General features: G+C 67.8%; 21 protein-coding genes. 11 read left to right on the top strand and 10 right to left on the bottom strand.

Annotated features, from left to right (window positions below):
- Positions 1 to 176: 176 nt before the first annotated feature.
- The 7 genes from DDE23_RS19450 to DDE23_RS19420 all read right to left on the bottom strand — a co-directional run bounded on the left by DDE23_RS19450 (position 177) and on the right by DDE23_RS19420 (position 8157).
- Entirely contained in the window at positions 177 to 977 is an 801-nt protein-coding gene (locus DDE23_RS19450) for an SDR family NAD(P)-dependent oxidoreductase (protein ID WP_107754686.1), read from the bottom strand.
- Positions 974 to 1414, bottom strand: coding sequence for a Zn-ribbon domain-containing OB-fold protein (locus DDE23_RS19445; RefSeq protein ID WP_107754685.1), 441 nt, complete (start codon positions 1412 to 1414; stop codon positions 974 to 976). The genes DDE23_RS19450 and DDE23_RS19445 overlap by 4 nt, the downstream gene beginning before the upstream one ends.
- The gene (locus DDE23_RS19440) at positions 1411 to 2589 is read right to left on the bottom strand and encodes a thiolase family protein (protein ID WP_107754684.1); all 1179 of its coding nucleotides are present in this window, start codon (positions 2587 to 2589) and stop codon (positions 1411 to 1413) included. The genes DDE23_RS19445 and DDE23_RS19440 overlap by 4 nt, the downstream gene beginning before the upstream one ends.
- On the bottom strand, positions 2582 to 4597 hold the full coding sequence (locus tag DDE23_RS19435; protein ID WP_107754683.1) for a CaiB/BaiF CoA transferase family protein: 2016 nt from the start codon (positions 4595 to 4597) through the stop codon (positions 2582 to 2584). The genes DDE23_RS19440 and DDE23_RS19435 overlap by 8 nt, the downstream gene beginning before the upstream one ends.
- 36 nt (positions 4598 to 4633) lie before the next feature.
- Positions 4634 to 5431 (bottom strand): enoyl-CoA hydratase-related protein, encoded by a 798-nt coding sequence (locus tag DDE23_RS19430; RefSeq protein WP_107754682.1) that lies wholly within the window; start codon positions 5429 to 5431, stop codon positions 4634 to 4636.
- Positions 5432 to 5499: 68 nt separating this feature from the next.
- Positions 5500 to 6984 carry an AMP-binding protein gene (locus DDE23_RS19425; RefSeq protein ID WP_107754681.1) on the bottom strand — a complete coding sequence of 495 codons (1485 nt, stop codon included), beginning with the start codon at positions 6982 to 6984 and terminating at the stop codon, positions 5500 to 5502.
- A 9-nt stretch (positions 6985 to 6993) separates the two neighbouring features.
- Positions 6994 to 8157 (bottom strand): acetyl-CoA acetyltransferase, encoded by a 1164-nt coding sequence (locus tag DDE23_RS19420; protein ID WP_107754680.1) that lies wholly within the window; start codon positions 8155 to 8157, stop codon positions 6994 to 6996.
- Positions 8158 to 8264: 107 nt separating this feature from the next.
- On the opposite strand from DDE23_RS19420, the gene DDE23_RS25765 reads away from it, so the two are divergent.
- From DDE23_RS25765 to DDE23_RS19405, 3 genes are read left to right on the top strand one after another with little or no spacing between them, the layout of a single operon-like run.
- Positions 8265 to 9284 carry a zinc-dependent alcohol dehydrogenase family protein gene (locus DDE23_RS25765; RefSeq protein WP_107754679.1) on the top strand — a complete coding sequence of 340 codons (1020 nt, stop codon included), beginning with the start codon at positions 8265 to 8267 and terminating at the stop codon, positions 9282 to 9284.
- Positions 9284 to 10063 (top strand): SDR family NAD(P)-dependent oxidoreductase, encoded by a 780-nt coding sequence (locus DDE23_RS19410; protein WP_202863290.1) that lies wholly within the window; start codon positions 9284 to 9286, stop codon positions 10061 to 10063. The genes DDE23_RS25765 and DDE23_RS19410 overlap by 1 nt, the downstream gene beginning before the upstream one ends.
- A 56-nt stretch (positions 10064 to 10119) precedes the next feature.
- Positions 10120 to 10845 (top strand): GntR family transcriptional regulator, encoded by a 726-nt coding sequence (locus DDE23_RS19405; protein ID WP_107754678.1) that lies wholly within the window; start codon positions 10120 to 10122, stop codon positions 10843 to 10845.
- A 4-nt stretch (positions 10846 to 10849) separates the two neighbouring features.
- Here DDE23_RS19405 and DDE23_RS19400 read toward each other — a convergent pair whose 3' ends face one another.
- Both DDE23_RS19400 and DDE23_RS19395 read right to left on the bottom strand, forming a co-directional pair.
- The gene (locus tag DDE23_RS19400) at positions 10850 to 12097 is read right to left on the bottom strand and encodes an acetyl-CoA hydrolase/transferase family protein (RefSeq protein WP_107754677.1); all 1248 of its coding nucleotides are present in this window, start codon (positions 12095 to 12097) and stop codon (positions 10850 to 10852) included.
- The gene (locus tag DDE23_RS19395) at positions 12094 to 13167 is read right to left on the bottom strand and encodes a 2-hydroxyacid dehydrogenase (protein WP_157958085.1); all 1074 of its coding nucleotides are present in this window, start codon (positions 13165 to 13167) and stop codon (positions 12094 to 12096) included. Before DDE23_RS19395 ends, DDE23_RS19400 begins: the two co-directional genes overlap by 4 nt.
- Positions 13168 to 13267: 100 nt before the next feature.
- On the opposite strand from DDE23_RS19395, the gene DDE23_RS19390 reads away from it, so the two are divergent.
- The 5 genes from DDE23_RS19390 (at position 13268) to DDE23_RS19370 (ending at position 18650) form a co-directional block, all read left to right on the top strand.
- Positions 13268 to 14743: an aldehyde dehydrogenase family protein gene (locus tag DDE23_RS19390; protein WP_157958084.1), complete on the top strand. Its 1476-nt coding sequence runs from the start codon at positions 13268 to 13270 to the stop codon at positions 14741 to 14743.
- 60 nt (positions 14744 to 14803) lie between these two features.
- A complete protein-coding gene (locus DDE23_RS19385) occupies positions 14804 to 15598 on the top strand; it encodes an ABC transporter ATP-binding protein (RefSeq protein ID WP_202863289.1) in 795 nt (264 codons plus the stop codon).
- Positions 15595 to 16419, top strand: coding sequence for an ABC transporter permease (locus tag DDE23_RS19380; RefSeq protein ID WP_107754675.1), 825 nt, complete (start codon positions 15595 to 15597; stop codon positions 16417 to 16419). The genes DDE23_RS19385 and DDE23_RS19380 overlap by 4 nt, the downstream gene beginning before the upstream one ends.
- Before the next feature lie 107 nt (positions 16420 to 16526).
- Positions 16527 to 17618, top strand: a complete 1092-nt coding sequence (locus DDE23_RS19375) for an ABC transporter substrate-binding protein (RefSeq protein WP_107754674.1) — start codon at positions 16527 to 16529, stop codon at positions 17616 to 17618.
- A gap of 162 nt (positions 17619 to 17780) precedes the next feature.
- Positions 17781 to 18650, top strand: coding sequence for an MBL fold metallo-hydrolase (locus DDE23_RS19370; protein WP_157958082.1), 870 nt, complete (start codon positions 17781 to 17783; stop codon positions 18648 to 18650).
- Positions 18651 to 18860: 210 nt separating this feature from the next.
- On the opposite strand, the gene DDE23_RS19365 is transcribed toward DDE23_RS19370, so the two are convergent.
- Positions 18861 to 19754 (bottom strand): LysR family transcriptional regulator, encoded by an 894-nt coding sequence (locus DDE23_RS19365; RefSeq protein ID WP_107754672.1) that lies wholly within the window; start codon positions 19752 to 19754, stop codon positions 18861 to 18863.
- Positions 19755 to 19861: 107 nt separating this feature from the next.
- On the opposite strand from DDE23_RS19365, the gene DDE23_RS19360 reads away from it, so the two are divergent.
- The 3 genes from DDE23_RS19360 to DDE23_RS19350 all read left to right on the top strand — a co-directional run bounded on the left by DDE23_RS19360 (position 19862) and on the right by DDE23_RS19350 (position 24064).
- A complete protein-coding gene (locus DDE23_RS19360; RefSeq protein ID WP_107754671.1) occupies positions 19862 to 20941 on the top strand; it encodes a 4-oxalomesaconate tautomerase in 1080 nt (359 codons plus the stop codon).
- A 26-nt stretch (positions 20942 to 20967) separates the two neighbouring features.
- Positions 20968 to 22056, top strand: a complete 1089-nt coding sequence (locus DDE23_RS19355) for a type 2 periplasmic-binding domain-containing protein (protein ID WP_238150059.1) — start codon at positions 20968 to 20970, stop codon at positions 22054 to 22056.
- Between the two features lie 61 nt (positions 22057 to 22117).
- Complete coding sequence (locus DDE23_RS19350; RefSeq protein WP_107754670.1) at positions 22118 to 24064, top strand: tripartite tricarboxylate transporter permease; 1947 nt, start codon at positions 22118 to 22120, stop codon at positions 24062 to 24064.
- The last annotated feature ends 32 nt before the right edge of the window (positions 24065 to 24096 follow it).

The following is a 24096-nucleotide window of genomic DNA, read 5'->3' as shown; positions in this document are numbered from 1 at the left end:
CGGACTTGCGCGCAGAGGGAAGGCGAGCGTCTTTGGTCCGGACAGCGGCCGATCCGATTGCCGAGTGGGGAATTCACCGCAGAACGAGGGCGACCTGGCGGCCGCCCTCGACAATCGATTTCCTGACATGCATCAAGATTGTGGCAGACGGAGGTTCGATGGCCCGGCTTGATGCGTTACCAGTGCGTCAAACCACCGTCGACAGCGATGGTCTGACCGGTGATGAACGATGCCGCCGGGCTGGACAGGAACATGACCAGACCGACGAGATCCATCGGCACCTCCTCGCGCGGGATGCATTGGCTGGCGATCAACCGGGCCTTGCCCTCATCGGTGATCGTTTCGCGCGGGATCTCGGTAAAGGTGCCGCCCGGTTGAACGGCATTGACGGTGATCCCGTCTGCGCCGAGCTCGCGCGCCATCGAGTTGGTCATGCCGATCAACGCGGATTTCGACGTCACGTAATGCAGGTAGTTGCGCACGCCCAGGGGCACCGACCCCGAGGTGATGTTGATGATCCGCCCCCAGTTCTGCGCCCGCATCGACGGCGTGACGGCGCGCGCGGTCAGGTAGCAGCCGGTGATGTTGACGCGCAGCACGCGCTCCCATTCGTCGAAGGGGATGTCTTCGAAAGGTTTCATCTTGAGGCTGGTAAAGATGCCGGCATTGTTGACCAGCACATCGACACGCCCGTGGACGCGCGTGACCTCGGTGACCATCGCATCGACGGATGACGGATCGCCCACATCGGTATGAACGGCGAGTGCCGAGCCTCCGGCGGCGGTGATCTCGGCCTCGACGGCGCGGGCCCGGTCGAGATTGGCCTCGGCGATGATGGCATGCGCGCCACCGGCTGCGAACTGGCGCGCATATTCGCGCCCGATGCCCTGGCCGCCGCCGGTCACGATGACCACGCGATCGGTGACGTTGAAGTCGCGGCCATAGGGCACGGCTGGATGGTGGAGGGGCTGGTTCATGGCGTGTTTCCTTTCAGGGAACCGGGGGGGAGGATGCGGCGCCAGTGGCAAATGCGGCCGGAGGTGCCGTCGGTGAAATCTGCGGGCTGGATCACCGCTTCGACCGGGGATCCGATCACCGGCGGCCCGTCGCTGTCGATCAGGTTGCCGACAAGGAGCGGGCCTTCCGCGGTCTCGACGCTGACGACGGTGTAGGGGGCCTGCAGGCCGGGGAAATAGCTGCGATGAAAGATCGTCCAGGCGACGATCTGGCCGCGGCCTGACAAATCTGTCCAGGTGGCCGCGGCCGACTCGCAGTCAGGGCAAACCGGGGATGGCGGGTAGCGGAAGGTTCCGCAGTCGTCGCAGGCTTGCAGGCAGAGGCGGCCTTGCGCCACATGCGCCCAGTATTGCGCCTCGAGTGGATCGGGGCGCGGCGCGGGGCGTTGGGGGGTCATGCGCCCCTCCGGTACAGAAGGGTGGCGGCCTTGCCGGCGACGTCGGACAGGTATTGCACGTGGCGCAGCCCGTCGATCTGCCGCGGCCCGGCGGCGCCGCGCAGCTGGCGAACGGCCTCGATCTGGTGGTTCCAGCCCTGCATGTAGCTCTCTCCCAGCATGCCCCCGCCGCTGTTGACGGGCAGACGGCCCCCGGGCGAGAGCGCGCCGCTGCGCACGAGGCCCGCGGCCTCACCCAGCGGGCAAAAGCCGAAGCCTTCCAGCGCGACGGGGATATGCACCGAAAAGCTGTCGTAGATCTGCACGGCGCCGATGTCCTCGGGGCCGGTGCCCGACATCTCCGCCAGCCCGGCAGCGGCCTCGGCATGGGCGGGGTGATAGCGTTGCACCAGACGGGGGCGCAGGCTGGTTGCGTCGCGGTTGAGGTCGTGGCGGCCGAACCCCGCGATGGTCACCAGCGGCTGCGCCAGTCTGCGCGCCCGTTCCGCTGTGGTCACGATCAGGGCGACGCCGCCGTCATTGATAAGGCAGTAATCGTCGCGCCGCAGGGGTTCGCAGACATAGGGGCTGGCGAGATACTCGGCCACCGGCAGGGCGCGGCGCCGGATCGCCTGGGGATTGAGCCGGGCGAAAGCCCGGATGCCCGAGACGATCTGGCCGAGGTCCGAAGCCGTGAAGCCGGTTTCGGCCATGTAGCGGCTGGCCATCATCGCATAGAGGGCGCCCTGCGAGGTCAGGCCCCAGGGGGCGTATTGCACATAGGCCAGGAAACGGTCGCCGCCCATCGCCTGCGGGCCGCCATAGGCGGTTCCGGCGCTGCGCTGGTTGTTGCCGTAGACCAGGGCAATGCACTCGGCCAGACCCGCGTGGATTGCTGTGACGGCCTGCATGACCGCGTTCACGGCATCCGCCTGCACCGCGAACCCGAGGTCGAGGCCAAGCACCTCTCCGGTCCGTTCCAGCGCCAGGGGAGCGCCGACGATCAGCCCGTCAATGTCACGGCGTTTCAGCCCGGCGTCGGTCAGTGCGCGCTGAAAGGCGGTCGCTGCAAGCCCGTAGCTGTCAAAGACCCGGCCGTTCCGGCTGGCCTCGGCATCGGCGGCATAGTCCGTCTCGCCAAGTCCCGCGACCGCGGCAATGCCTGACAGGGCAGAGAGGCGCCCGGCGTCACGCATCATGGGCCTCGCGCGTCGACGCGGTCAGAGCCGTCACCAGCGGGTCAGGCCAGCCCAGACGCGGCATGGCCGAGCGCACCCGCGCAGGCGTCGCGCTCAGCTTCAGGGGGGAGCCAAGGACCGTCCAGTGGCTGCCATCGGCTGTCGGAACCTCCAGCAACAACGCGCGTGCGGCGGTCTGGGGGGCGGCGAGGACTTCGGCGACGGAAAGCACCGGCGCAACCGCTTGCCCCCGTGCCGTGCAGGCTTTGAGCGCCGCGTCGCGCGAAAGATGGGCCATGTCAACCGGGGCTTCGACGGCGATCCAGCCGTTCAGGCAGGTGGTCAGCCGTGCGCCGGGCTCAAGGGCGTCGAAGGCGCTCTGCGTCGCCCAGACGGTGCAATCCTGCATCGCGATATCCAGCGTGACGCCCGAGCCGGTGCGATCGCGCCAATAGAGGGCCGCGAGGATACCCAGAAGCCCGAACTGCCCGCCAAGCTGATCGGCGATCGAGATACCGGCCTTGGTCGGCATGCCGTCGACCGGCGTTGCCGCCATCGCGCCCGACAGGGCCTGAACCACCGTGTCCAGCGCGGGACGTCCGGGCCAGGCGCTGTCATGCCCGAAGCCGCTGACCGAGCAATGCACGATCCCGGGACGGCGGGCGCGGATCGCGTCGGCGCCGAAACCCAGCCGGGAAAGAGAGCCCGGCTTGAGGTTCTCGATCACCACATCGGCGGTATCGACCAGCCGCCAAAGGATGGCCGCGTCGTCCGGCGCGCGCAGGTCCAGAACGATGCCATGCTTGTCCGTGTTCGACAGCGCGAAGACATAGGACTGCCCGTCGCTGTCGCGCAACGGCATGTTGACCCGGTTTGAATCGCCCGTCGGTGGCTCGACCTTGATAACCTCGGCACCCAGCGCGCCGAGATGCCGACAGGCGAGGGGAGCGACGGTGTTCATGCCGATCTCGAGCACCCGGATGTCAGCCATGGCGCGCGGGCGCGCGGGTTTCGGCAAGGGCGGGGTGGAGCTGCCCTCAACGGGCGGAACGTCGTAGCCGATGGCGCGGATTGGATTGCGGACCAGAAACTTGCCATCCTCGTCTGGCACCAGCGAGCGGCGGTGGAGAAGGTTCGCGTCACCGGCCAGGTCCGTCAGGGCGTGGATTGCGCCGCAAGGGATGGCCGCCGCGCCGACGCGAGCAACGACATCGGCGACCGGATGCGCCCCCGTCCAGGCGTTGATTGCCGCGTCCAGCGCCGCCACATTGCGAAACCGGGCGGTGGTGGTGTCATAGGCGGGGTCAAGGGCCATGTCCGGGCGGCCCATGACCCCGCACAGACGCCGCCACTGGTCATCGGTGGGGGCGCAGATCAGGACCCAGCCATCGGCGGCGCGGTAGGCATTCCAGGGCGCCAGCGTGGGGTGCCGGTTGCCCGCGCGCCGCGCCTCGGCCCCGATAAAGGCGAGGGGCAGGAAGGTGAGCAGCGCGTTGACTGCCACATCGTAAAGCGCCATGTCGATGCGCTGGCCTTGGCCTGTCGCGTCCCGGTGGCGCAGGGCGGCGAGGATGGCCGAGGCCGCGTAGAGCGCCGTTTCCATCCCGACGAAGGGCGCGCCTGTCAGGCAGGGCGCGCCCTCCGGTCGTCCCGTCGTGTCGGCGATCCCGGCCCGCGCCTGCACCAACGCCTCGCTGTCCGGGCGACCCGCCAGCGGCCCGCTGTTGCCGTAAGCCGTGATCTCGCACCGGATCGTGTCCTCGCGGCTGCGCACCGGGAACAGGCACACATCCGGCGAGGCAAGGATCACGTCGGCGCGCAGGGCTATGTCATCGGCCTGGCGCGGATGAACCGTCTGCTTGCCGGTGCGGTAACGGGCAGGGTGCCGTGGCGTTCCCTCGATGACATGCACCGTCGCCCCCAGCGAGGCGAGGAGGCCGCCGCAGACCGCCAGCTCGACCCTGCCGGGCAGTTCCAGAACGGTGAGACCGGCCAGGGGGAGGAAAGGCTGTTTGGGCTGTGTCATGAGAAATATCCGGACATTTTGGCGGGCAAACGAGGGTCAGCGGCCGCGGTACATCGAGCCGACGAAATCGGGCTTGCGTTTCTCGCGCAGGGCGTTGCCGCCTTCCTTGGCCTCGTCGGTGCCGAAGTAGAGGGCGAGGGCCGAGAACGCGAGCTGACCGATGCCTCGAATATTCTCGCTGTCGGCGTTGAACGAGCGTTTGGCGATGGCGATAGCGGTGGGGCTGCGCTCGTTGATCTCGCGGCACCAGCTGTCGACTTCCTCGTCCAGCTTGTCATCGGGCACCACCGCGTTGACAAGCCCCATCGCCAAAGCCTCGTGCGCCTTGTAGCGGCGGCACAGATACCAGATTTCCCGCGCGCGTTTTTCGCCAACGGTGCGGGCCAGAAAGGCAGTGCCAAAGCCGGGATCAACCGAGCCCATTTTCGGGCCCACTTGGCCGAACTCGGCGTTTTCAGCGGCAATTGCCAGATCGCAGAGCGTTACCAGCACGTTGCCCGAGCCGACAGCATAGCCGCGGACCTTGGCAATCACCGGCTTGGGAACGTCGCGGATCGCGGTCTGCAATTCCTCGACCCCGTTGCCCAGAACGCCGATGCCGTTGTCGACCCGGTCGGCTTTCTTTTCGTCCTTGTCGCCGCCGATACCGAAGGCGCGCGTGCCCGCGCCGGTCAGCACGATCACGCCGATGTCGCGGTCCCAGCCCGCCCGGCGGATGGCATCGGTCATCTCGTAATACGTGCGACGCGTCGCGGCGTTCAGGCGGTGGGGACGGTTGACGGTGATGGTCGCGGTGCGGTCGCGCACATCGTAAAGGATGTCAGAATAGTCCATTGTCGGCTCCTTGAATTATACGGACATTTTGCGGCGCAGCCTCGGGCGGACCGTGCGTTTTGGGGGCGTTACGCGAGCAGACGGCGCAGCTCGGTCTTCAGGATTTTTCCGTAGCTGTTCTTGGGCAACTCGGTGAGACGCAGATATCGTTTGGGTCGCTTGAACCGGGCGATGCTGTCGCGACACAGCGCGTCCAGCTCCTCCTCGAGGTCAGCGCAGTCCCCGGCGGCCAGAACGGCGACGACGATTTCGCCCCATTCCGGGTCAGGCACGCCGATCACCGAAGCCTCGCGCACCTGCGGATGCCTGAGCAGGATTTCCTCGACCTCGCGCGGGTAGACATTCGAGCCGCCGGAGATGATCACGTCCTTCGAACGGTCGGTCAGCGTCAGGTATCCCTGAGCGTCAAGGCTGCCGATGTCGCCGGTGGAGAGCCACCCATCCTTCAGGCTGCGGGCCGTTGCGTCCGGGTCGTTGAGATAGCCCCGCATGACGGTCGGGCCGCGCAATTCGACCTCTCCGGGCGTGCCGGGCGGGACCTCGCGGCCATCGTTGGTGACGCGCAGGTCGATGGTCGAATGGGGGCGGCCCACGCTGGCGATATGCGGACCGGGGAGGGCGGCGGTTCCGTGGTCTGCCCGGTCGAGGACGGTTATCGTCATGGGCGATTCACCCTGACCATAGATCTGCACGAACCGCGGCCCGAACTGCGCCATCGCCCGTGCCAGATCGGCCTGATACATCGGGCCGCCGCCATAGATAACCGTCTTCAGACCCTGTCCGTCGGCCGCTTCGTCCCGCGCGGCGTCCGTCATGCGGCGAACCATGGTGGGGGCGGCGAACAGCGACACGCGCTCGAGAGCGCGGGCGAGGGCCAGCACCTCGACCCCGTCGAAGCCGCCGGATTCAGGGAAGCAATGCCGCGCACCGCGCAGCACATGCACCAGACTATAGAGCCCGGCTCCATGCGACAGCGGCGCGGCGTAGAGCATGCAGTCGGCGGGTTGCACATCGTCGACATCGGCCAGATAGGCCAGCGACATGGCGGCAAGGTTGCCATGGCTCAGCATTGCGCCCTTGGGCCGGCCCGTGGTTCCCGAGGTGTAGAAGATCCACGCCAGATCATCCTGAGAACGCGGTGCGGGACGGGCCAGGGCATCCCCGGGCGCGGCGCCGGGATCGGTCAGGATCGGCACGCCGACCCGGGTCTCGGCAAGCGGCCCGGCGTGGTCGGTATCCGACAGCACCAGCCGACTGCCGGAATGCGTGACAATCCAGGCTGCCTCCTGCGGGTGGAGTTTGGCATTGACCGGCACCGCAACCGCGCCGTGCCACCAGATGGCGAAAAGGCCGATCAGGTATTCAGGCTGGTTGCGCATGTAGAGGGCGACGGGATCGCCGGGCTGAACGCCGTGTCGTTGCAGGGCTGCGGCAAGGCCTGCGGCCTGTTGCGCGAACCCTGCATAGGTCGCGCAGGGCCGGGTGCCGCTGAAAAGGGCCGGGTGATCGGGGGATCGGGCGGCGGTCCGATGGAGCCAGTCGGCGATGTTCATGGCCGCCTCCTAGCGTCCGGCTTCCAGCAATGTGACGTAATTCGCCACGCCCAGCCCGCCCATGTTGAAGATGCCCGCCCGGTCGGCCCGGCCGAGCTGCATGGCATCGGGGGCTTCGCCGGTGAGTTGCATTGCGGCCATGACGTGCATCGAGACGCCGGTCGCGCCGATCGGGTGGCCCTTGGCTTTCAGCCCGCCCGAGCGGTTGACCGGCAGGCGTCCGTCGCGTTCGGTCAGACCGCTGGCCACCACATCGGCGCCGTGGCCATGTGGCGCGAGGCCCATGGCTTCGTACTGCAGCAGTTCCGCGATGGTGAAACAATCATGCGTTTCGACGAAGGACAGCGTGTCCATGCTCCAGCCCGCATGCTTGAGGGCGCGGTGCCACGCCTCGGTGCAGCCCTCCATCAGCAACGGGTCGCGCCAGCTGACGGGCAGGAAATCCTGAACATGCGCGGTACCGGCCACCCGAACCGCGCGGGGCGCGTCATGCGCCGAGCCAAGGCTGAGCACGAGGGCCGCCGCGCCGTCAGAGACCGGTGAGCAATCGGTGCGGCGGAGCGGGCCGGCGACGAGGGGGTTTTCGGGGGTGACGGCACGGCAGAACGCCAGCCCCAGATCCTTTTGCAGATGCGCCAGCGGGTTGTCGGCCCCGTTGCGATGGTTCTTGGCCGCAATCGCGGCCAGGGCGTCGGACTGGTCGCCATGGCGGGCGAAATATTGCGCGGCGACCCGGCCGAACAGCCCGGCAAAGCCACCCGCGACCCCGCTCTCCTCTTCAAGATAGGCGGCGCGCAGCAGGTTTTGTCCGACCTCGGGGCCGGTGACGCCGCTCATCCGTTCGGCCCCCACCACCAGCACCTTGCCGGCCTGTCCGGCCTCTATCGCACGGACGCCCGCATGAACCGCCGCGGAGCCCGACGCGCAGGCGTTCTCGACCCGCGTCGCGGGCCGGAAACGCAGGGCAGGGTCGGCCTGCAACACCAATGCCGCGGTGAAATCCTGCGCCGAGAAGCCGGCGTTGAAATGGCCCAGCACGATTTCGTCGATCTCTTCCGCCGGCGTTTCGGCATGCGCCAGGGCTTGCGTTACCGCCTCGACAATCAGCGCTTCCAGCGTCAATGCGCTGCGCCCGAACCGGGTGTGGCCCCAGCCAATGATCTCGACACTCATGTGGATTCTCCCTCTTGTCGCCACCATAATGTACGGACATTTAAATTGACAAGCGCTATTTTCTGTCCGAGCATCACGGCAACAAATCACAGCCCCGGCAGGAAGACATGAAGAGCTACAGAACTGATGGAAGCGGCAGACCGGACGGAATCACGCTGGCCGACGTCGCGATTCCGCGCCCGGGGCCGGGCGAGATTGCGGTCCGCATGCGGGCTGTGTCGCTGAACTATCTCGACCTCAAGGTCATTGCCGGAACCTTCCCCGGCGGCCGGTCGGGGCTGGTCCCGCTGTCTGACGGCGCGGGCGAGGTGCTGGAGGTCGGTCCGGCCGTGTCAGCCTGGACGACGGGCGACCGGGTCGTTACGACCTTCTTCCCGCGCTGGCAGGCCGGTCCGATCTCGGATGGCGCGCGCTCGGTCATACCGGGGTCGACGGTGGACGGGATGCTGCAGGAGGTGGTGATCCTGCGCGAGGACGCGGTGGTCGCGGCCCCGGCACATCTCGACTGGGGACAGGCGGCCTGCCTGCCCTGTGCGGGGTTGACCGGGTGGCAGGTCTTGACCGGCGCGCGTCCTGTGCTGCCCGGAGAGGTGGTGCTTGTGCAGGGAACCGGCGGCGTTTCGCTCTTTGCCCTGCAATTCGCCCGCGCCGCTGGCGCACGGGTCATTGCCACCAGTTCGTCCCCCGCAAAAGCCGAGCGTCTGCGGGCGATGGGGGCCGAAACGGTCATCGACTACCGGCAAACACCCGACTGGGGCGACGCGGTGAAGCGCGCCACAGCGGGGCAGGGTGCCGACCATATCATCGAGATTGGCGAGGCCGGGACGCTTGAGCAATCCATCCGGGCCGCCGCGATTGGCGCCCAGATCAACCTGATCGGCAGGCCGGTTGATGCGCCGAAGGTTGATCCGGCGATCCTGATGCTGGCGATGGGCGCGACATATCGGCGGATCGCTGTGGGCAGCCGCGCCGATTTCGAGGCGATGAACAAGGCGCTCTCGGCCTTGCGGATCGAGCCGGTTATCGACCGTCGCTTCGGGCCTGACGCGATTTCCGAGGCGTTGCGATATGGCGCCGGGCGCGGGCAGTTTGGCAAAATCGTCATTCATCTGGATGAGGATGTGTAGTGTCCGGGCCAATCACCAAGGACTTGCCGACCAGCCTGGCGGGCCGCCAGGCACTGGTCACGGGCGGCGCCGGAGGGCTCGGTCAGGCCATCGCCGCCGGATTGGCGAGGGCAGGGGCGCGGGTGACGATCGCCGATCTCAACGACCCGGCCGGGGCTCAGATTGCCCGAAACCTGCGCCTGAGCGGCCTCGAGGTCCGTTTTCACCCGCTCGATGTGACCCGATCCGCCGATTGGGACGCCGTCGCTGCCGCCTCGGCGCCGCAAATTCTGGTCAATTGCGCCGGGACGACCGAACGCCGGGGCCTTCTGGACTGCGACCTTGATCGCTGTCAGCACCTCTTCGCCGTGAACGTTTACGGGGTCATGCTGGGCATGCGCGCGGTCGCTGGATCAATGGCCCGCTCTGGTGGCGGATCCATCGTGAACATCGCGTCGATTGCCGGGCTGGGCGGCCACAGCTTTTCGGTCTACGCAGCCTCGAAATGGGCGGTCCGGGGATTGAGCCGCTCCGCCGCGATGGAGCTGGCGCCGCTTGGGATCAGGGTGAACACCGTATGCCCGGGCCTGGTCGTCACTTCCATGAACCGCGACCAGCCCTATCTCGACGATCTCGCCGCGCAGGTCCCGCTTGGACGCGCCGGGCAACCGGACGAGGTTGCCTCGATGGTGACTTTCCTTGCCTCGGACGCTGCCGCCTACGTTTCAGGACAGGACTTTGTCGTCGATGGCGGTCTGACCGCCGGGTGGCCGGTGCCCGGATGGCGCGCGGCGGGATAGGTTGATCTCTGCGTGGGAAATGTTAGAACAAATGGCACCCGCCATACGAGAGCCCTTTGACCCGAGTTCCCCCTCTGCATCTGAAGATCAGCGACGAGCTGCGCCGGCGCATCGCGCAGGGCTTTTACGACGCTGAAGAACTGCCGCCCGAAATTCTGCTGATGCAGGAGTTCGATTGCAGCCGCCACACCATGCGCTCGGCGTTGCAGCACCTCGTCGCCGAGGGATTGATCGAGCGTCGCGCCGGTTCCGGCACCCGCATCACCGACCGGGCGCGCGGCGGCGTCTGGGCGGTGGGGGTGCTGGGAAACCTGATCGGCGAATTCGCCCCCGAGGATTACCTGACGCTGGTGGCGCAGAATGTCGGGCTGGCCGAGCACGCCGAGGCCGCGCAGGTCTTTGGCCTGCCGCGTGAGGCGCAGTTGTTCTACATCATGCGCCTGTTGCTGGCCGAGGGGATTCCCTATGCGCTGGCCGATGTCTTCACCCGCCCCGAGATGACCCGCAACATTCCCGAGGCTCTGCTGGGCACCGAGCCCCTGATCCAGCTGGTCGAGAAATATGGCCGGGTGCGGTCAGTCCGGGTGCGGCAGGTCGCGACGGCAGCTGCGGCGGGAGCGATCGCCGCGCGCCAGCTGGGGATGGCGGTGGGCGATCCGGTGCTGATCCTCAAGCGCACCTATTTCGACGCGCAAGGCGCGGCCATCTTGCATACCAGCGTCAGCGCCCGGCCTGACCGCTATCGGCAAGAGGTTGACTTCCTGCACGAAAACCCGTCCTGAGCCCCTATCCGGGCAGCTCTCTGGCCGCGCGCTCAAGCCCGTCGCGGTCATCAGGGTGGGCGATGGCGATCATCCGTCGCGCCCGTTCCTGCACACTCAGCCCTCTCAGCGTCGCGTGACCCCATTCCGTGACCACGATATCCGCTTCGGCGCGCGGCAGGGTGACGATGCCCGAGGACAGGCCGGCCACGATGCGTGCGTGCCCTTTCGCTGTCCGGCTGGGCAGACAGATCAGCGAGCGCCCCCCCTCTGACGCCAGCGCCCCGCGCACGAAATCGACCTGCCCGCCGATGGTGCCGAGATAGCGCCTGCCGGCGATCTCGGAGGCTGCCTGCCCGGTGAGATCCACCTCGATGGCCGAATTGACAGCCACGAAATTGCGCAGCCGGGCCAGAGTTTCCGGGGCATGCGTGTAATGGACGGGTTCGAGCAGCAGTGCCGGATTGTCATCGGCGAATTGATAGAGCGCCGCGCTGCCAGCCAGAGCGCCTGTCACGGTCAGGCCGGGGTCGCGCGTCTTCAGACTGTTGTCGATCACGCCCGAGTCGATCAGGGGCATCACCGCGTCACCGATCACCCCGCTGTGCAGGCCAAGATGGCGATGACCGTGCAAGGCGTGCAGGATCGCCGTGGGCAGGGTGCCGATCCCGATCTGCAAGATGTCGCCATCGCGGATCAGCGCCGCGGCGTGCTGCGCGATCTGTCGGTCGAGAGCACCGGGTTCGGGTTGCGGCACCTCGATCAGCGGGCGTTCAGTTTCGACAACGCCGTCGAATCGCGCAAGATCGAGGGGGTGTCGCGTTCGGGTGCGGGGTGCCGCCGCGTTGATCTCGGCCATGGCAACCCGCGCCCGGGGCAGGGCGTAGCGCGCGAAGGGCTGCACCCCGCCGGGCGAGGTCTGGCCTGCGGGTCCGGCGGGGCCGGTCTGCAGCAGCACCACCGAGACCGGCACGATCCCGTGCTCAAGCAGGAACGGGAGTTGCGACAGGTTGACCGGGTGAACCTGCATGCGGCCTGCTGCGCAAAGGGCACGGTTTGACCCGACCGCGCCCATACCGTGAATGCGCAGGCGCGGATCGGCGTCGGGGCCGATCAGCCGCGCGTACCCACCGGCCAGAAACACGGCAAGGTCGCCGAGGTCGGGCAAGGCCGCCAGCGCTTCGCGTATCAGGTCAACGGGTTCCGCCGCACCTTGCGACCACATCAGCATGTCACCCGGGCGCAACAAGGGGGCGAGGGCGGGGCGCCTCATGCCGGAACCCTCCCGTGGCGCGGCGGCTGGCCGTTCAGCGTATCGACGAGATTGTCGCAGATCGCCCGCATCTCCTGCAGCACTTCGAGCCGCGAGCCGCCGGCGACATGCGGCGTGGCCAGCACATTGGGCAGCGCCCGCAAGGGATCGGCAGCAATGACGGGTTCGCGGGCGTGAACGTCCAGACCCGCTCCCGCCAAAAGCCCCGACTGAAGCGCCGCGAGCAGCGCCTGTTCATCGATCAGCGCGCCGCGCGCGGTGTTGATCAGCAGGGCGCCGGGTTTCATCAGCGCCAGTTCCGCGTGGCCGATCAGCGGGCCGCTCAACCCCGTCGGGGGGACATGCAGGGTGACGACGTCGGCTTGCGCCAGCAGGTCGGGAAAATGCCTGCGCTGCCAGGTCTGCGGCAGCCCATCGCCCGCTTGCGCAGAGCGCGCGGTCCAGACGATGTGCATCCCGAAAGCCTCGGCGCGCCGGGCGAGCAACCAGCCGATTTCGCCCATGCCGACGATGCCAAGCGTCTGGCCGGCCAGCGCGCGCATGCCCTCGACCCCTGGCCAGTTGTAGCTGACCGCGCCGGCCTCGCCCGGCGTGCCACGATAGTCGCGAAGCCCGGCCTGCATCGCCTCAACCCGTCGCGAAAGCGCCAGGATCAGCAGCATCGCGTGATCGGCGACATGCGTGAGGCTGCGGCGGGGCAGCAGCGATACCGCCACCCCGTGCGCTTTGCAGGCGCTAATGTCCAGACCTTTCGGTCGCTCGCCGATCCGTTGCACCAGAGCAACCTTGCCTGATTCGGTCAGCGCGGCCCGGTCGACCGCGCCCCGGCGCGAGAGCAGGACGCGCGCCTCGGCGGCGGGCGTGCCGGGGGCCGAGACTGTCGGCCGGCACAGATCCCGCAACGGTGCGAACACCGATTCCAGCAGCGTATGCTGTGCCTTTTCGGGCAGAAAGAAGGCCTTGGCCCGAGCCTGTGCGGCCGGATCGTCCCAGGCGATCAGGTCCTGAGCCAGCCGCAGAATATGGTCGTGGTCGGTCAGGCGAATGGGGAAGGGTGGCCGGTCAGACATTTTTCTGTTTCCCGATTGCAAATGTTCGGACATTACTGTAGCGATACTGAGACGCAGGACAAGCGATCTTCAAGGGTCGCGCAGAAGTCGGGAGAAGGACATGACCATCAACGCGGCATCCATTCGCGCTCAGGGGCCCGCCTACGAGCTGTTCATCGGCTCGGCATGGACCGGGGCCCGGGAAGGCCGGCGGTTCGATCGAACCAACCCCTATGATGGAAGCATAGCCGCCAGCTTCGCCAATGCCACGGCCGCGGACGCCGACGCGGCGATCCGCGCCGCGCGCGGGGCCTTCGACACCGGACCCTGGCCGCGGTCCTCGGCCCGCGAACGGCACGATCTGTTGCGCCGGGTGGCAGACGCCATCCGCGCCCGGATCGAGGATTTTGCCGCCCGGATGGTCGCCGAATCCGGCAAACCGGTTTCACTGGCCCGGGGCGAGGCCGGTGCGGCCGCCCGGACCTTTGACTATTATGCAGGCCTGGCTTTGGCGGATGAGGGAGCGGCAATCGCTGGCCGCGTTCCGCAGGCGATGGGGCTGATCCTGCCCGAACCCGTCGGGGTCTGCGCCTTCATCACGCCGTGGAATTTCCCGATGCTCAACCCGGTGTGCAAGATTGCACCGGCACTGGCGGCGGGCTGCACCGTGGTCATCAAGCCGTCGCACCTGTGCCCCGGCCCCGTCGCCGTGCTGGCCGAGGTGCTGGCCGAAGCGGGGTTGCCTGAGGGCGTGTTCAACCTCGTCACCTCGGATCTGGAGCGGGGCGGCACCGTCGGGCAGGTGCTGGCCGGGTCCGATCTGGTCGACAAGGTGGCCTTTACCGGCTCGACGACGACAGGCCGCGCGGTGATGCGGGCGGCGTCGGGCAACAACAAGCATGTGGCACTCGAACTGGGGGGCAAATCGGCCAATATTGTCTTTGCCGATGCGCCGTTCGAGGCCGCTGTGACCACCGCGATCAGCGCGTTCTGTTTCAACAGCGGTCAGCAATGCTCGGCCGGAAGCCGCTTGCTGGTCCAGCGCTCGATCCACGACCAGTTTGTCGAGGCGCTGGCGCAGGCCGCAGGACGGCAGGTTCTGGGCAACCCGGCGGACGCGGCCACAACGATGGGCCCCCTGGTGAACGACGAGCAGTTCGCGCGCGTGTCGCGCTACGTCGAACTGGGCGACACCGAGGGGCGCCGACTGTGCGGCGGGCCGACAGGCGAGGGGTATTTCATGGCGCCGACGATCTTTGCCGGCCTGAGCAATGCCTCGCGCCTTGCGCAGGAGGAAATCTTTGGCCCGGTGTTGTCGGTCATCCCCTTCAGCGACGAGGCCGAGGCCGTAGCCCTGGCCAATGACAGCGCCTACGGTCTTGCCGGGGGGGTCTGGTCGCGCTCGATCGACACGGCGTTGCGCGTTGCCCGGAGCGTCAGGACAGGCAAGATGTTCGTGAACTGCTATAATTCGGCGGGTATCGACGACATGCCGCACGGGGGCGTCAAGGACAGCGGGATCGGGCGCGAATTCGGGCGTCAGGGCTTGCAGGAATATCAGACGGTGAAGACGGTGCAGATCCGGCTCGACAATTGAGCTGCCGCGCCGCCGGGAGGAGAACGCGGCGGCGCCGGGCAGCGACAGGGAGGAGGGACAATGATCCCCATCGTGGAATTCGACGACGTATCGAAGGTCTTTTTCAAGGGAACGGTGCCGATACAGGCGCTGGGGCGGCTGAACCTTTCGGTGCGCGAGGGCGAGTTGCTGGCGGTCGTCGGTCCGTCGGGCTGTGGCAAGTCGACCTTGCTGAACATGACCGCCGGGCTGATGAAGCCCGGGACCGGCGCCATACGCTACAAGGGCCAGGCGATCAGCGGCGCCAACACGCAAGTCGCCTATGTGACGCAGAAGGACAATCTTCTGCCGTGGCGCAGCGTCGAACAGAACATCCGCCTGCCGCTGGAGATGGGGCCGCACAAGCGGTTGTCCGAGGCGGAAAAGCGCGAGCGCGTGGCGCGCTATATCGCCATGGTCGGGCTGAAAGGCTTCGAGAAGCACTATCCCAAGGAATTGTCGGGTGGCATGCGCAAGCGCGCGCAACTGGCCCGGTCCCTGGTGTATGAGCCCGACACGCTGTTGATGGACGAACCTTTCGGCGCGCTGGACGCGCAGCTCAAGCTGATGCTGCAGGCCGAGCTTCTGAAAACATGGGAAGGCTCGGGCAAGACGCTGATCTTCGTCACCCACGACCTGACCGAGGCGATCTCGCTGGCCGACCGGGTGATCGTCATGTCGGGGCGTCCCGGCAGGATCATCGCCATTGCCGATATCCGGCTGCCCAGGCCGAGGGATGTGTTCCACATCCGCTTTCAGCCGGAATTTGGCGACTACTTCGAGGAACTCTGGGCTGCGCTCAAGCAGGATCTGGCCAGCGGGGAGGCCGCGACATGACTATTGTGACCGACCCACACCCCATCGGCGCTGACCAAGCGCTCGACGCCGACCCCGCCATTGCCCTGCGTCGCCGCGAGAACCGGCTGGTGCTGATCCTGCAGATCCTGTTTGCGGTGGTGTCGCTGGGTCTTTGGGAATGGGGCAGCGGGCGCTGGTTCTCGGGCTTCTGGGTTTCCAGCCCGTCCGAGATCGTCACCACGCTCTGGACCATGACCGCTGACGGGCGCATGGTCTCGGCCGTGTCGGCGACGGTCGGCGTGGCACTCGCGGGGTTTGCCTCGGGCACCGTGCTTGGCATGGGGCTGGGGATACTTCTGGGCCTCAATCCGGTCGTGGCTCGGGTGCTGGACCCCTATCTGGTGGGGCTCTATTCGCTGCCACGCGTCGCGCTGGTGCCGTTGTTCGTGCTTTGGCTTGGCATCGGGTTCGAGATGAAGGTCGCCTTCACCGCCTTGCTGGTGTTCTTTCCGATCTTCATGAACACGCTGTCGGGGATCCGATCGGTCGATGCCGACCTGATTGACGTGATCAAGGTGATGGGCGCATCGCGCTGGAATGCGGTGGCGAAGGTCTTCGTGCCCTCGGCCTTGTCCTGGGTCTTTGCCGGGCTGCGCATTTCCGCCCCCTTCGCGCTGATTGGCGCTGTCGTTGCCGAGATGTTCTCGTCGAACCGCGGGCTTGGCTACCTGATCTCGCTCAGCGCCAGCCAGTTCGACACCGCCGGATTGTTCGCCACGCTCGTCGTGACGACAATGCTGGGGCTCTTGCTGGATGCCTCGGTCGTCCTGATCGGGCGCCGCCTGTTGCACTGGCAGTAGAACCGGATCGCACGATCCCAAAAGTCTGACGGGGCGCCGGAGAGGCGCCACGCCTTGAGGATTGTTGACTGACGCCCGGGCAGAAACCCGGCACATGGGAGGATATCATGACAAGATCAGCACTTCGGATGACCCGCCGCCGCCTGTTGGGAGCCGTCGGAGCAGGGGGGCTGGCCGCTGTCGCGGCCCCGTTCCTCGGCGGACGGGCTCGCGCCCAGGGCAGCGGCCACCTGCGCGTGATCCACGCCTCGCCAGCGACGCTGACCCTGTGGTCGGTTACCTATCTGGCCGAAGACATGGGCTATTACGCCGACGAGGGCCTGACCATCGAGCGCATCCTGCTGAACGGCGGTCCGGTCGCGGCAACGGCGCTGGTGGCCGGTGAGGGCGATCTGCAGCTCGCCACGCCGGGCGAGGCGCTGTCGGCCGTCAGCCGGGGACAGGACATCCGCATTCTGGAAAGCTATACCGCCACCGACGCCTACAGCCTTTGCCTGGGGCAGGCGATTGCGGCGGAGCGAGGTGTGGATGCGGCCAGCCCGCTTGCCGCGCGTGAAGCCGCCGTTGCGTCCCTGCGGGGTGCCAGTCTGGGGATCACCGCGCCGGGAAGTGCGACCGACCTCATCACGCGCATGTCCTTGCGTCAGGTCGGCCTGAACCCGGACAGCGACGTGCAACTGGTGCCCATGGGCAGCATCGTCAACGTCGTTTCGGGCATCGCCAATGGCGCGATCCAGGGCGGCGCGCTGCTGTCGCCCTTCACCGAGCAGACCGCCCGCGAATTCGGCGCGGTCCCGGTGCTGGGCGTCGCCGTGGGCGACATCCCGGCGGCAGCCCGGTTGCAGGGGCAGGCGCTCCACACGCGCGGCGCCGAAATCGAAGAGCGCGCCGCCGATTTCAGCGCCTTCATTCGCGCCGATCTGCGCGCGCTCAAGCTGATCCTTGAGGAGCCGGATGCCGCGCGCGACACCCTGCGCCGCACCCGCTTCGCCGCGATCGACGAGGCGATCTGGCCGGCGGTCTGGGCCGGGCAATTGCCGACCTTCCGGACGCCCCGCGTTACAGAGGACGGCCTGCGCGCCTGGCTCGAGACGGGGAGCATCGGCGGCAACCCGGACCCCGAGACCTTCCCCTACGCGCAAATGCTGCACATGGCGTTCGTCGAGTCCGGCCTGACGGATCTTGGAATGACGCTCTGACCCCCCATACCTGCGGCGAGCGGCCTTCGCCTTGCTCGCCGTATCTCTCCTCTGTCCGGTGCAGGAGCCCCCATGATTTCGCGTCGAACCCTGTTGCAATCGCTGCCCGCCGCCGCTGCGGGGACCGTTGTCTTGCCGTCTGCCAGCCAAGCCGAGGCGCCCATGAGCAACCATCAGGTCCCGGCCCAGTACCGCCTGCGTTTGGGCGAGATCGAGATTACCGCCCTTTCAGACGGCTATATCCCGTTTTCGCCGGAGATCATTCTGGCCGGCGAACCCGGCGCGGTGGCCGCGGCGCTCGCAGACACGCCGCAATCGCAGCCGCTGATCGGGGATGTGAATACCTATGTCGTCAACACCGCAGGCCGGTTGTGCCTGATCGACGCGGGAGGACCGTCGTCGTTCATTCCGACGCTCGGCAGGCTCGAGGCCGGGCTGGCGGCGGTGGGGATCGATTCTGAGCAGATCGACCAGCTTCTGCTCACCCATCTGCACATCGATCATATCGGCGGGATGCTGACCGCTGACGGCCGGGCGATGTTTCCCAATGCGACGCTGACCCTGCTCGCTGACGAACACGACTACTGGACCGACCCCGCGTTGCTGGCGAGCGCAGATGCGGGGTTCCGGCCGCTGGTTGCGGCCGCGCAAGGCGCGGTCGCGGCCTATGCCGACCGCCTCATCCTGTTGTCGGGCGAGGCCCAGGCCGGTCCCGGCATCTCGACCCTTCCCATCCCGGGCCACACGCCGGGGATGACCGGGTTCAGGCTGCACTCGGGCGACGAGCAGCTGTTGATGTGGGGCGATGTGGTGCACGTCCCGGCGGTCCAGTTTGCGCATCCTGACTGGCGGCTGAGCTTCGATACCGACGGCGCCACGGCGGCCGCATCGCGCGCGCGCGTGCTCGATATGGTGGCCAGCGACCGCATCGGTGTGCTCGGCAGTCACCTGCCTTTCCCGGGACACGGCTACGTCAGCCGGGGTCCGGACGGCTACCGCTACGAGGCCGCCTACTGGGATCACTTCGCCTGATGCCGCCGCTCGGTGGCAGGGATAGGCCCTCTGCGGCGTAAGCTCTGGATGTCGACGATTGCGCCGACCTGGGCAGCGTCGGCACCCATTGCCCGGCAGGCAAGGCATCCATCACCGGGAAAAGGGCCTTCTGGGACCGATCGACCCGCTGGCCAGCCAGCGGGCTTTCGGCGTTGGCAGAACACCCAGAAGTCCCGGGCGCGGCCCCCCTCACCGGTCCTTCCAACGCTCCATCATCATCCCGTAAAAACGCTCCGCCGAGGGCGATAGCGTACTCCCCAGACGACGCACCAGACCGACCGTCCGGGTGACCACCGGGTCGATCAGGGGACGGCTGGCGATGGTCGGGTGGTCGCCGCCGGGGAGCGACATGCGGGGCAGGGCGGCGATGCCGAGGCCTGCCTCGACCAGACCCAGCGACGTCGAGAGGTGCTGCACCTCGTAGAACCATTTCGACCGGATCCCCGCCCGTCCCAGCCCCAGATCGACGATCAGCCGGTTGCCGCTGGACCGGCCGACGGTGATGAACCGGTGCTCGGCCAGATCGGCCCAGGAGATCTCGCTGCGCTGCGCCAGCTCGTGGTCCTTGCGGCAGGCCAGCATGAAGGGCTCCTCGACCAGCGGCGCGAAGAGGACGTCGGGGTCGTCCGCGCCCAGCAGGGTGATGCCGAAATCGACCTCGCGGTTCAGGACGCTCTGCAGCACCTCATTGGCGCCGCTGTCGACGATGCGGATGCGGATCGCGGGATAGGCGGTGTTGAAGGCCCGCACCACGTCGGGCAGGAAGTAATAGGCCGCCGTCGGGATGCAGGCGATGCTGACGAGGCCCGAGCGACGCTCGGCGATCTCTTTCACCGACAGCAGCGAGGTCTCGAAATCGTCCAGCAAGCGCCGCGCCCGGCCCAGGAAGTCGCGCCCGACCGCCGTCAGCTCGACCCGCCGCGTGGTGCGGTCCAGCAGCGTCACCCCCAGCACCGATTCCAGCTTCTGGATGCGCCGGGTGAGGGCCGGTTGCGACAGATGGATACTGTCCGCCGCGGCGCCGAAGTTGCGCATCTCGGCGGTGGCGACGAAGGCGCGGAGGTCGTCCAGGTCAATATTCATGTGTCATACGCATTGATGGGTGTAAAAAATGCATTTCACACAAAAGATGGCAGGTGGCAAGTATCGCCTCGAGTTCGGACTGGGTCCGAGGGAGCGGGAGCGAGCCGATGCACACAATACCTTGCGTTCTGATGCGTGGCGGCACGTCGCGGGGCCCGGTCTTTCTGTCCGCCGATCTGCCCGCCGACCGTGCCGCGCGGGATGCGGCGCTGATCTCGGCCCTCGGGTCGGGTCATCCGCTGCAGATCGACGGCGTGGGGGGCGGCAATCCGCTGACCAGCAAGGTGGCCATCGTCGGCCCCGCCAGCGTGCCCGGTGCCGATGTCGATTACCTGTTCGCCCAGGTGAATGTGGAGAAACCGCTGGTCGATACCGCACCCAATTGCGGAAACATGCTGGCGGCCGTCGGCCCCTTCGCCATCGAACAGGGGCTGGTGCCTGCGACCCCGGGGCTGACGCGGCTGGTGATCCACAACGTCAACACCGGCAAGCTGATCGAATCGACGGTGGAAACCCCCGGCGGCCGCGTGACCTATGAGGGCACGACCGCGATTGCCGGCGTACCCGGCACCGCGGCGCCGATCCGGCTGGCCTTTCTGGATGCGGCCGGGTCCAAGACCGGGAAATTCCTGCCCACCGGCCAGACCCGCGACCGGATCGCCGGGCACGAGGTCAGCCTGATCGACATGGCGGTCGCGGCGATGATGGCCGATGCGCAGAGCTTCGGAAAGACCGGCGGCGAAAGCCCCGCCGCGCTGGATGCCGACCGCGCCTTCATGGCAGAGCTGGAAGCCGCGCGCCTGCTGGCCGGGCGGGCGATGGGCCTTGGCGACGTGTCGCAACTGGTGATCCCCAAGCCGATCCTGGTCTCGGCGCCTGCCGCGGGCGGCACGATCCGCGCCCGGTATTTCATGCCGCATTCCTGTCATACCGCCGTGGCGGTGACCGGCGCCGTGTGCATCGCCGCCGCCTGCTGCACGCCCGGCACCGTCGCCCATGATCTGGCCCGGCTGCCCGCGCCCGACGCGCAGGGGCGGCGCCTGCTGCAGATCGAGCATCCCTCGGGCAGCACCCCGATCGAGATCGAGCAGAACCCCGCGACCGGCGAAGTGACCCGCGTCTCGGTGATCCGCACCGCCCGCAGAATTCTCGAAGGCGTCGTCCACGTCCGCGACAGCGCCGCCTGACTGCCATAACCTGAGGAGGAGACGACATGACCAACCTGAAATCCCTGACCCTGCGCGGCCTGCTCGCGTCGGCCATCGCCCTTGCCCCGCTGGCGACGCCCGCCATCGCCCAGGACTTCGCGGGCGAGAACATCGAATGGACCATTCCCTTCGGCGTGGGCGGCGGCACCGATGTCTGGGCGCGCTTCTTCGCGCCGCAGTTCAGCGAGCATCTGCCGGGCAACCCCAATGTGGTCGTCCTGAACGTCCCCGGCGGCGGCTCGATTACCGGTGCGAACCAGTTCGCCATGCGCGCGGCGTCGGACGGGCTGGAGGTGCTGGGCACCTCGGCCTCGACCCAGTTCCCGGCCATTCTGGGCGATCCCCGCGTGCGCTATGACTACGCCAACTGGACCGCGGTTCTGGCCTCGCCGGTTGGCGGCGTCGTCTATATCGCGCCCAGCTATGGCGTGAGCGGCCCGGGCGATATCGAGGCCCTGCGCGGCTCCGAGATCCGCTTCGCCGCGCAAAGCGCCACGGGTCTGGAAATGCCGGTGCTGCTGGCCTTCGAGATGCTCGACCTCAACATCCGCGCCGTCTTCGGCATGGAAAGCCGCGGCGCCGGTCGCCTGGCGTTCGAACGGGGCGAGTCGGGCATCGATTTCCAGACGACGCCCGCCTATCTGAGCAGCGTCGCCCCGCTGGTGCAGGCGGGCAGCGCCGTGCCGCTCTTCGCGCTCGGCGTGGTCAACGCGGATGGCAGCGTCTCGCGCGATCCGTCCTTCCCCGACCTGCCGACCTTCGTCGAGTTCTTCACCGAAGCGACCGGCGCCGCGCCCGAGGGCGAGGCCTTCGACGCCTGGCGCTCGCTGATGCTGGCCGGTTTCTCGCTGCAGAAGATGATGGTCCTGCCGCGGGATGTCCCGGCCGAGATCATCGCCGCCTATGCCGCCGCGGCGCAGGCCATCGTCGATGCCCCGGACTTCCGCCAGCGCGCGGGTGAGGAACTGGGCGCCTATACCCAGCTGGTCGGGGCCGAGGCCGATGCCGCGCTGACCCGGGCGCTGCAGATCGACCCCGCGGTCCGCGACTACCTGGTGACCTGGCTGCGCGACGAGTTCAACGTCAGCTTCTGACCCTGCGCCGGCGGCACCCGGGACGGTGCCGCCGGTCTTTCAACACTTGGGAGGGTGAAACATGCTCGACGCGGCGCTTCTTGCTTTGGGCCAGGTCTTCACGGGCGCACATCTCGGATTTCTGGTCATCGGTGTCCTGGTGGGCCTGGCCGTGGGCATCATGCCCGGACTGGGCGGCATCGCGGGCATGTCCATCCTGCTGCCGTTCCTCTACGGGATGGACCCGACCTCGGCGCTCGGCATGTTGATCGGCATGGTCGCGGTCATCCCGACCGGCGACACCTTCACCTCCGTCATGATGGGGATACCCGGCTCAAGCGCCAGTCAGGCGACGGTGCTGGACGGCTTCCCCCTCGCCAAGAAGGGCGAGGCGGCGCGGGCCCTCTCGGCCGCCTTCGCCAGTTCGCTTCTGGGCGGCGTGATCGGCGCGCTGGTCCTGTCGGTGGCCATCGTCATGGCGCGGCCGCTGGTGCTGTCCTTCTCGTCGGCGGAATTGTTCATGCTGACGCTCTTCGGCCTCTCCATGGTCGCGGTCCTGTCGGGCCGAAGCCTCGCCAAGGGGATCGCCGCGGCGGGTCTGGGCCTGATCGTCGGCGTGATCGGCACCGCCCCCGCCACCGGCGAGCCCCGCATGACGCTGGGCATCGACTATCTCTATGACGGCATCCCGCTGGTCGTCGTCGCCATGGGCCTGTTCGCCATCCCCGAGATCATCGACCTGCTGAAACGCGGCAACGCCATTTCCCAGACCACCGGCCTCGGCGGCGGCTGGGGCAAGGGGCTGCGCGACGTGCTGCGCCATCCCTGGCTGGTCGCCCGCTGCGCCGGTCTCGGCTGCGTCATCGGTGCGCTGCCGGGCCTGGGCGGCGCGGTCGTCGACTGGATCGCCTATAGCCACGCGGTGCAAACGAGCCGCGACAAGTCGCAATACGGCAAGGGCGACATCCGCGGCGTCATCGCCCCGGAATCGGCCAACAACGCCTGTCAGGGTGGCGCGCTGGTGCCGACGCTGCTGTTCGGCGTGCCGGGCTCGGGCTCGATGGCGGTGTTCCTGGGCGGCATGGTCCTGCTGGGGATCCAGCCCGGCATCACGCTGGTGCAGACGCGGCTCGACCTGACCTACACGATCATCTGGTCGCTGGCGCTGGCCAATATCCTTGGCGCGGGGCTCTGCGTGCTGCTGGCGCGCTATGTCGCCAGGCTGACCCAGATCCGCTTCGTCTATCTCGCGCCCTTCATGATCATGATCACCATGTTCGCGGCCTTCCAGGCCACGCGCTCGATCGCCGATCTGGTGGCGCTGGTGGTGATGGGGGCGGTCGGCCTGTATATGCGCCGCTTCGGCTGGCCGCGGCCGGCGCTGCTGATCGGCTTCGTGCTGGCCCCGGGGGCCGAGGGCTACCTCTATCAGGCCGTCCAGTTCTACGACTGGGACTGGATCTGGCGGCCGGGCGTGCTGATCATCGCCGCGATCACCGTGGCCTCGGTTGTCCTCGGCCTGCGCTATGGCGCCGATATCTCCAGCGAGGGCGAGACGGACCCCGCCGCCGCCGCGACCCGCCCGCGGCAGATGGCCTTCACCGCGCTGTTCCTCGGCGCCGCGCTGGCCTGCATCGTCACCGCCCTGGGGTTGAGCTTCCTCGGCCAGGTCTTCCCGCTGACCGTGGGTCTGCTGGCGGCGGGCGGCGCGGTCTGGGTGTTGGTGCATCTGGCGATGGGGCGTGCCTCGGCGCTGCACGACGACGATGCGGCGCTGGCAATCGCCGGCCGCTGGTCGGGGCGCGAGCTGTATCTCGGGCTCTTCGTCGCCGTGGTCGCCGCGATCTGGCTGATCGGCTTCCTGCCGTCGATGGCGCTGTTCTTCCCGCTGTTCCTGATCCTGATCGGCAAGGCCCCGGTGATCCGGTCGCTGATCCTGACCGCCTCGGCGCTGGCTTTCATCTATGGCATCACCACCGGCATGTCGCTGCGCCTGCCGCAAGGGCTGGTCACGTCCCTGCTGGGCTGACCCGGCGGCCGGAAACGAAAAAAAGGAGCGCG

Source organism: Pararhodobacter aggregans (genome assembly GCF_003075525.1).
GTDB lineage: Bacteria > Pseudomonadota > Alphaproteobacteria > Rhodobacterales > Rhodobacteraceae > Pararhodobacter > Pararhodobacter aggregans.
Note: the sequence above shows the minus strand (reverse complement) of the source record. Positions and strands in the feature narration are given on the sequence as shown.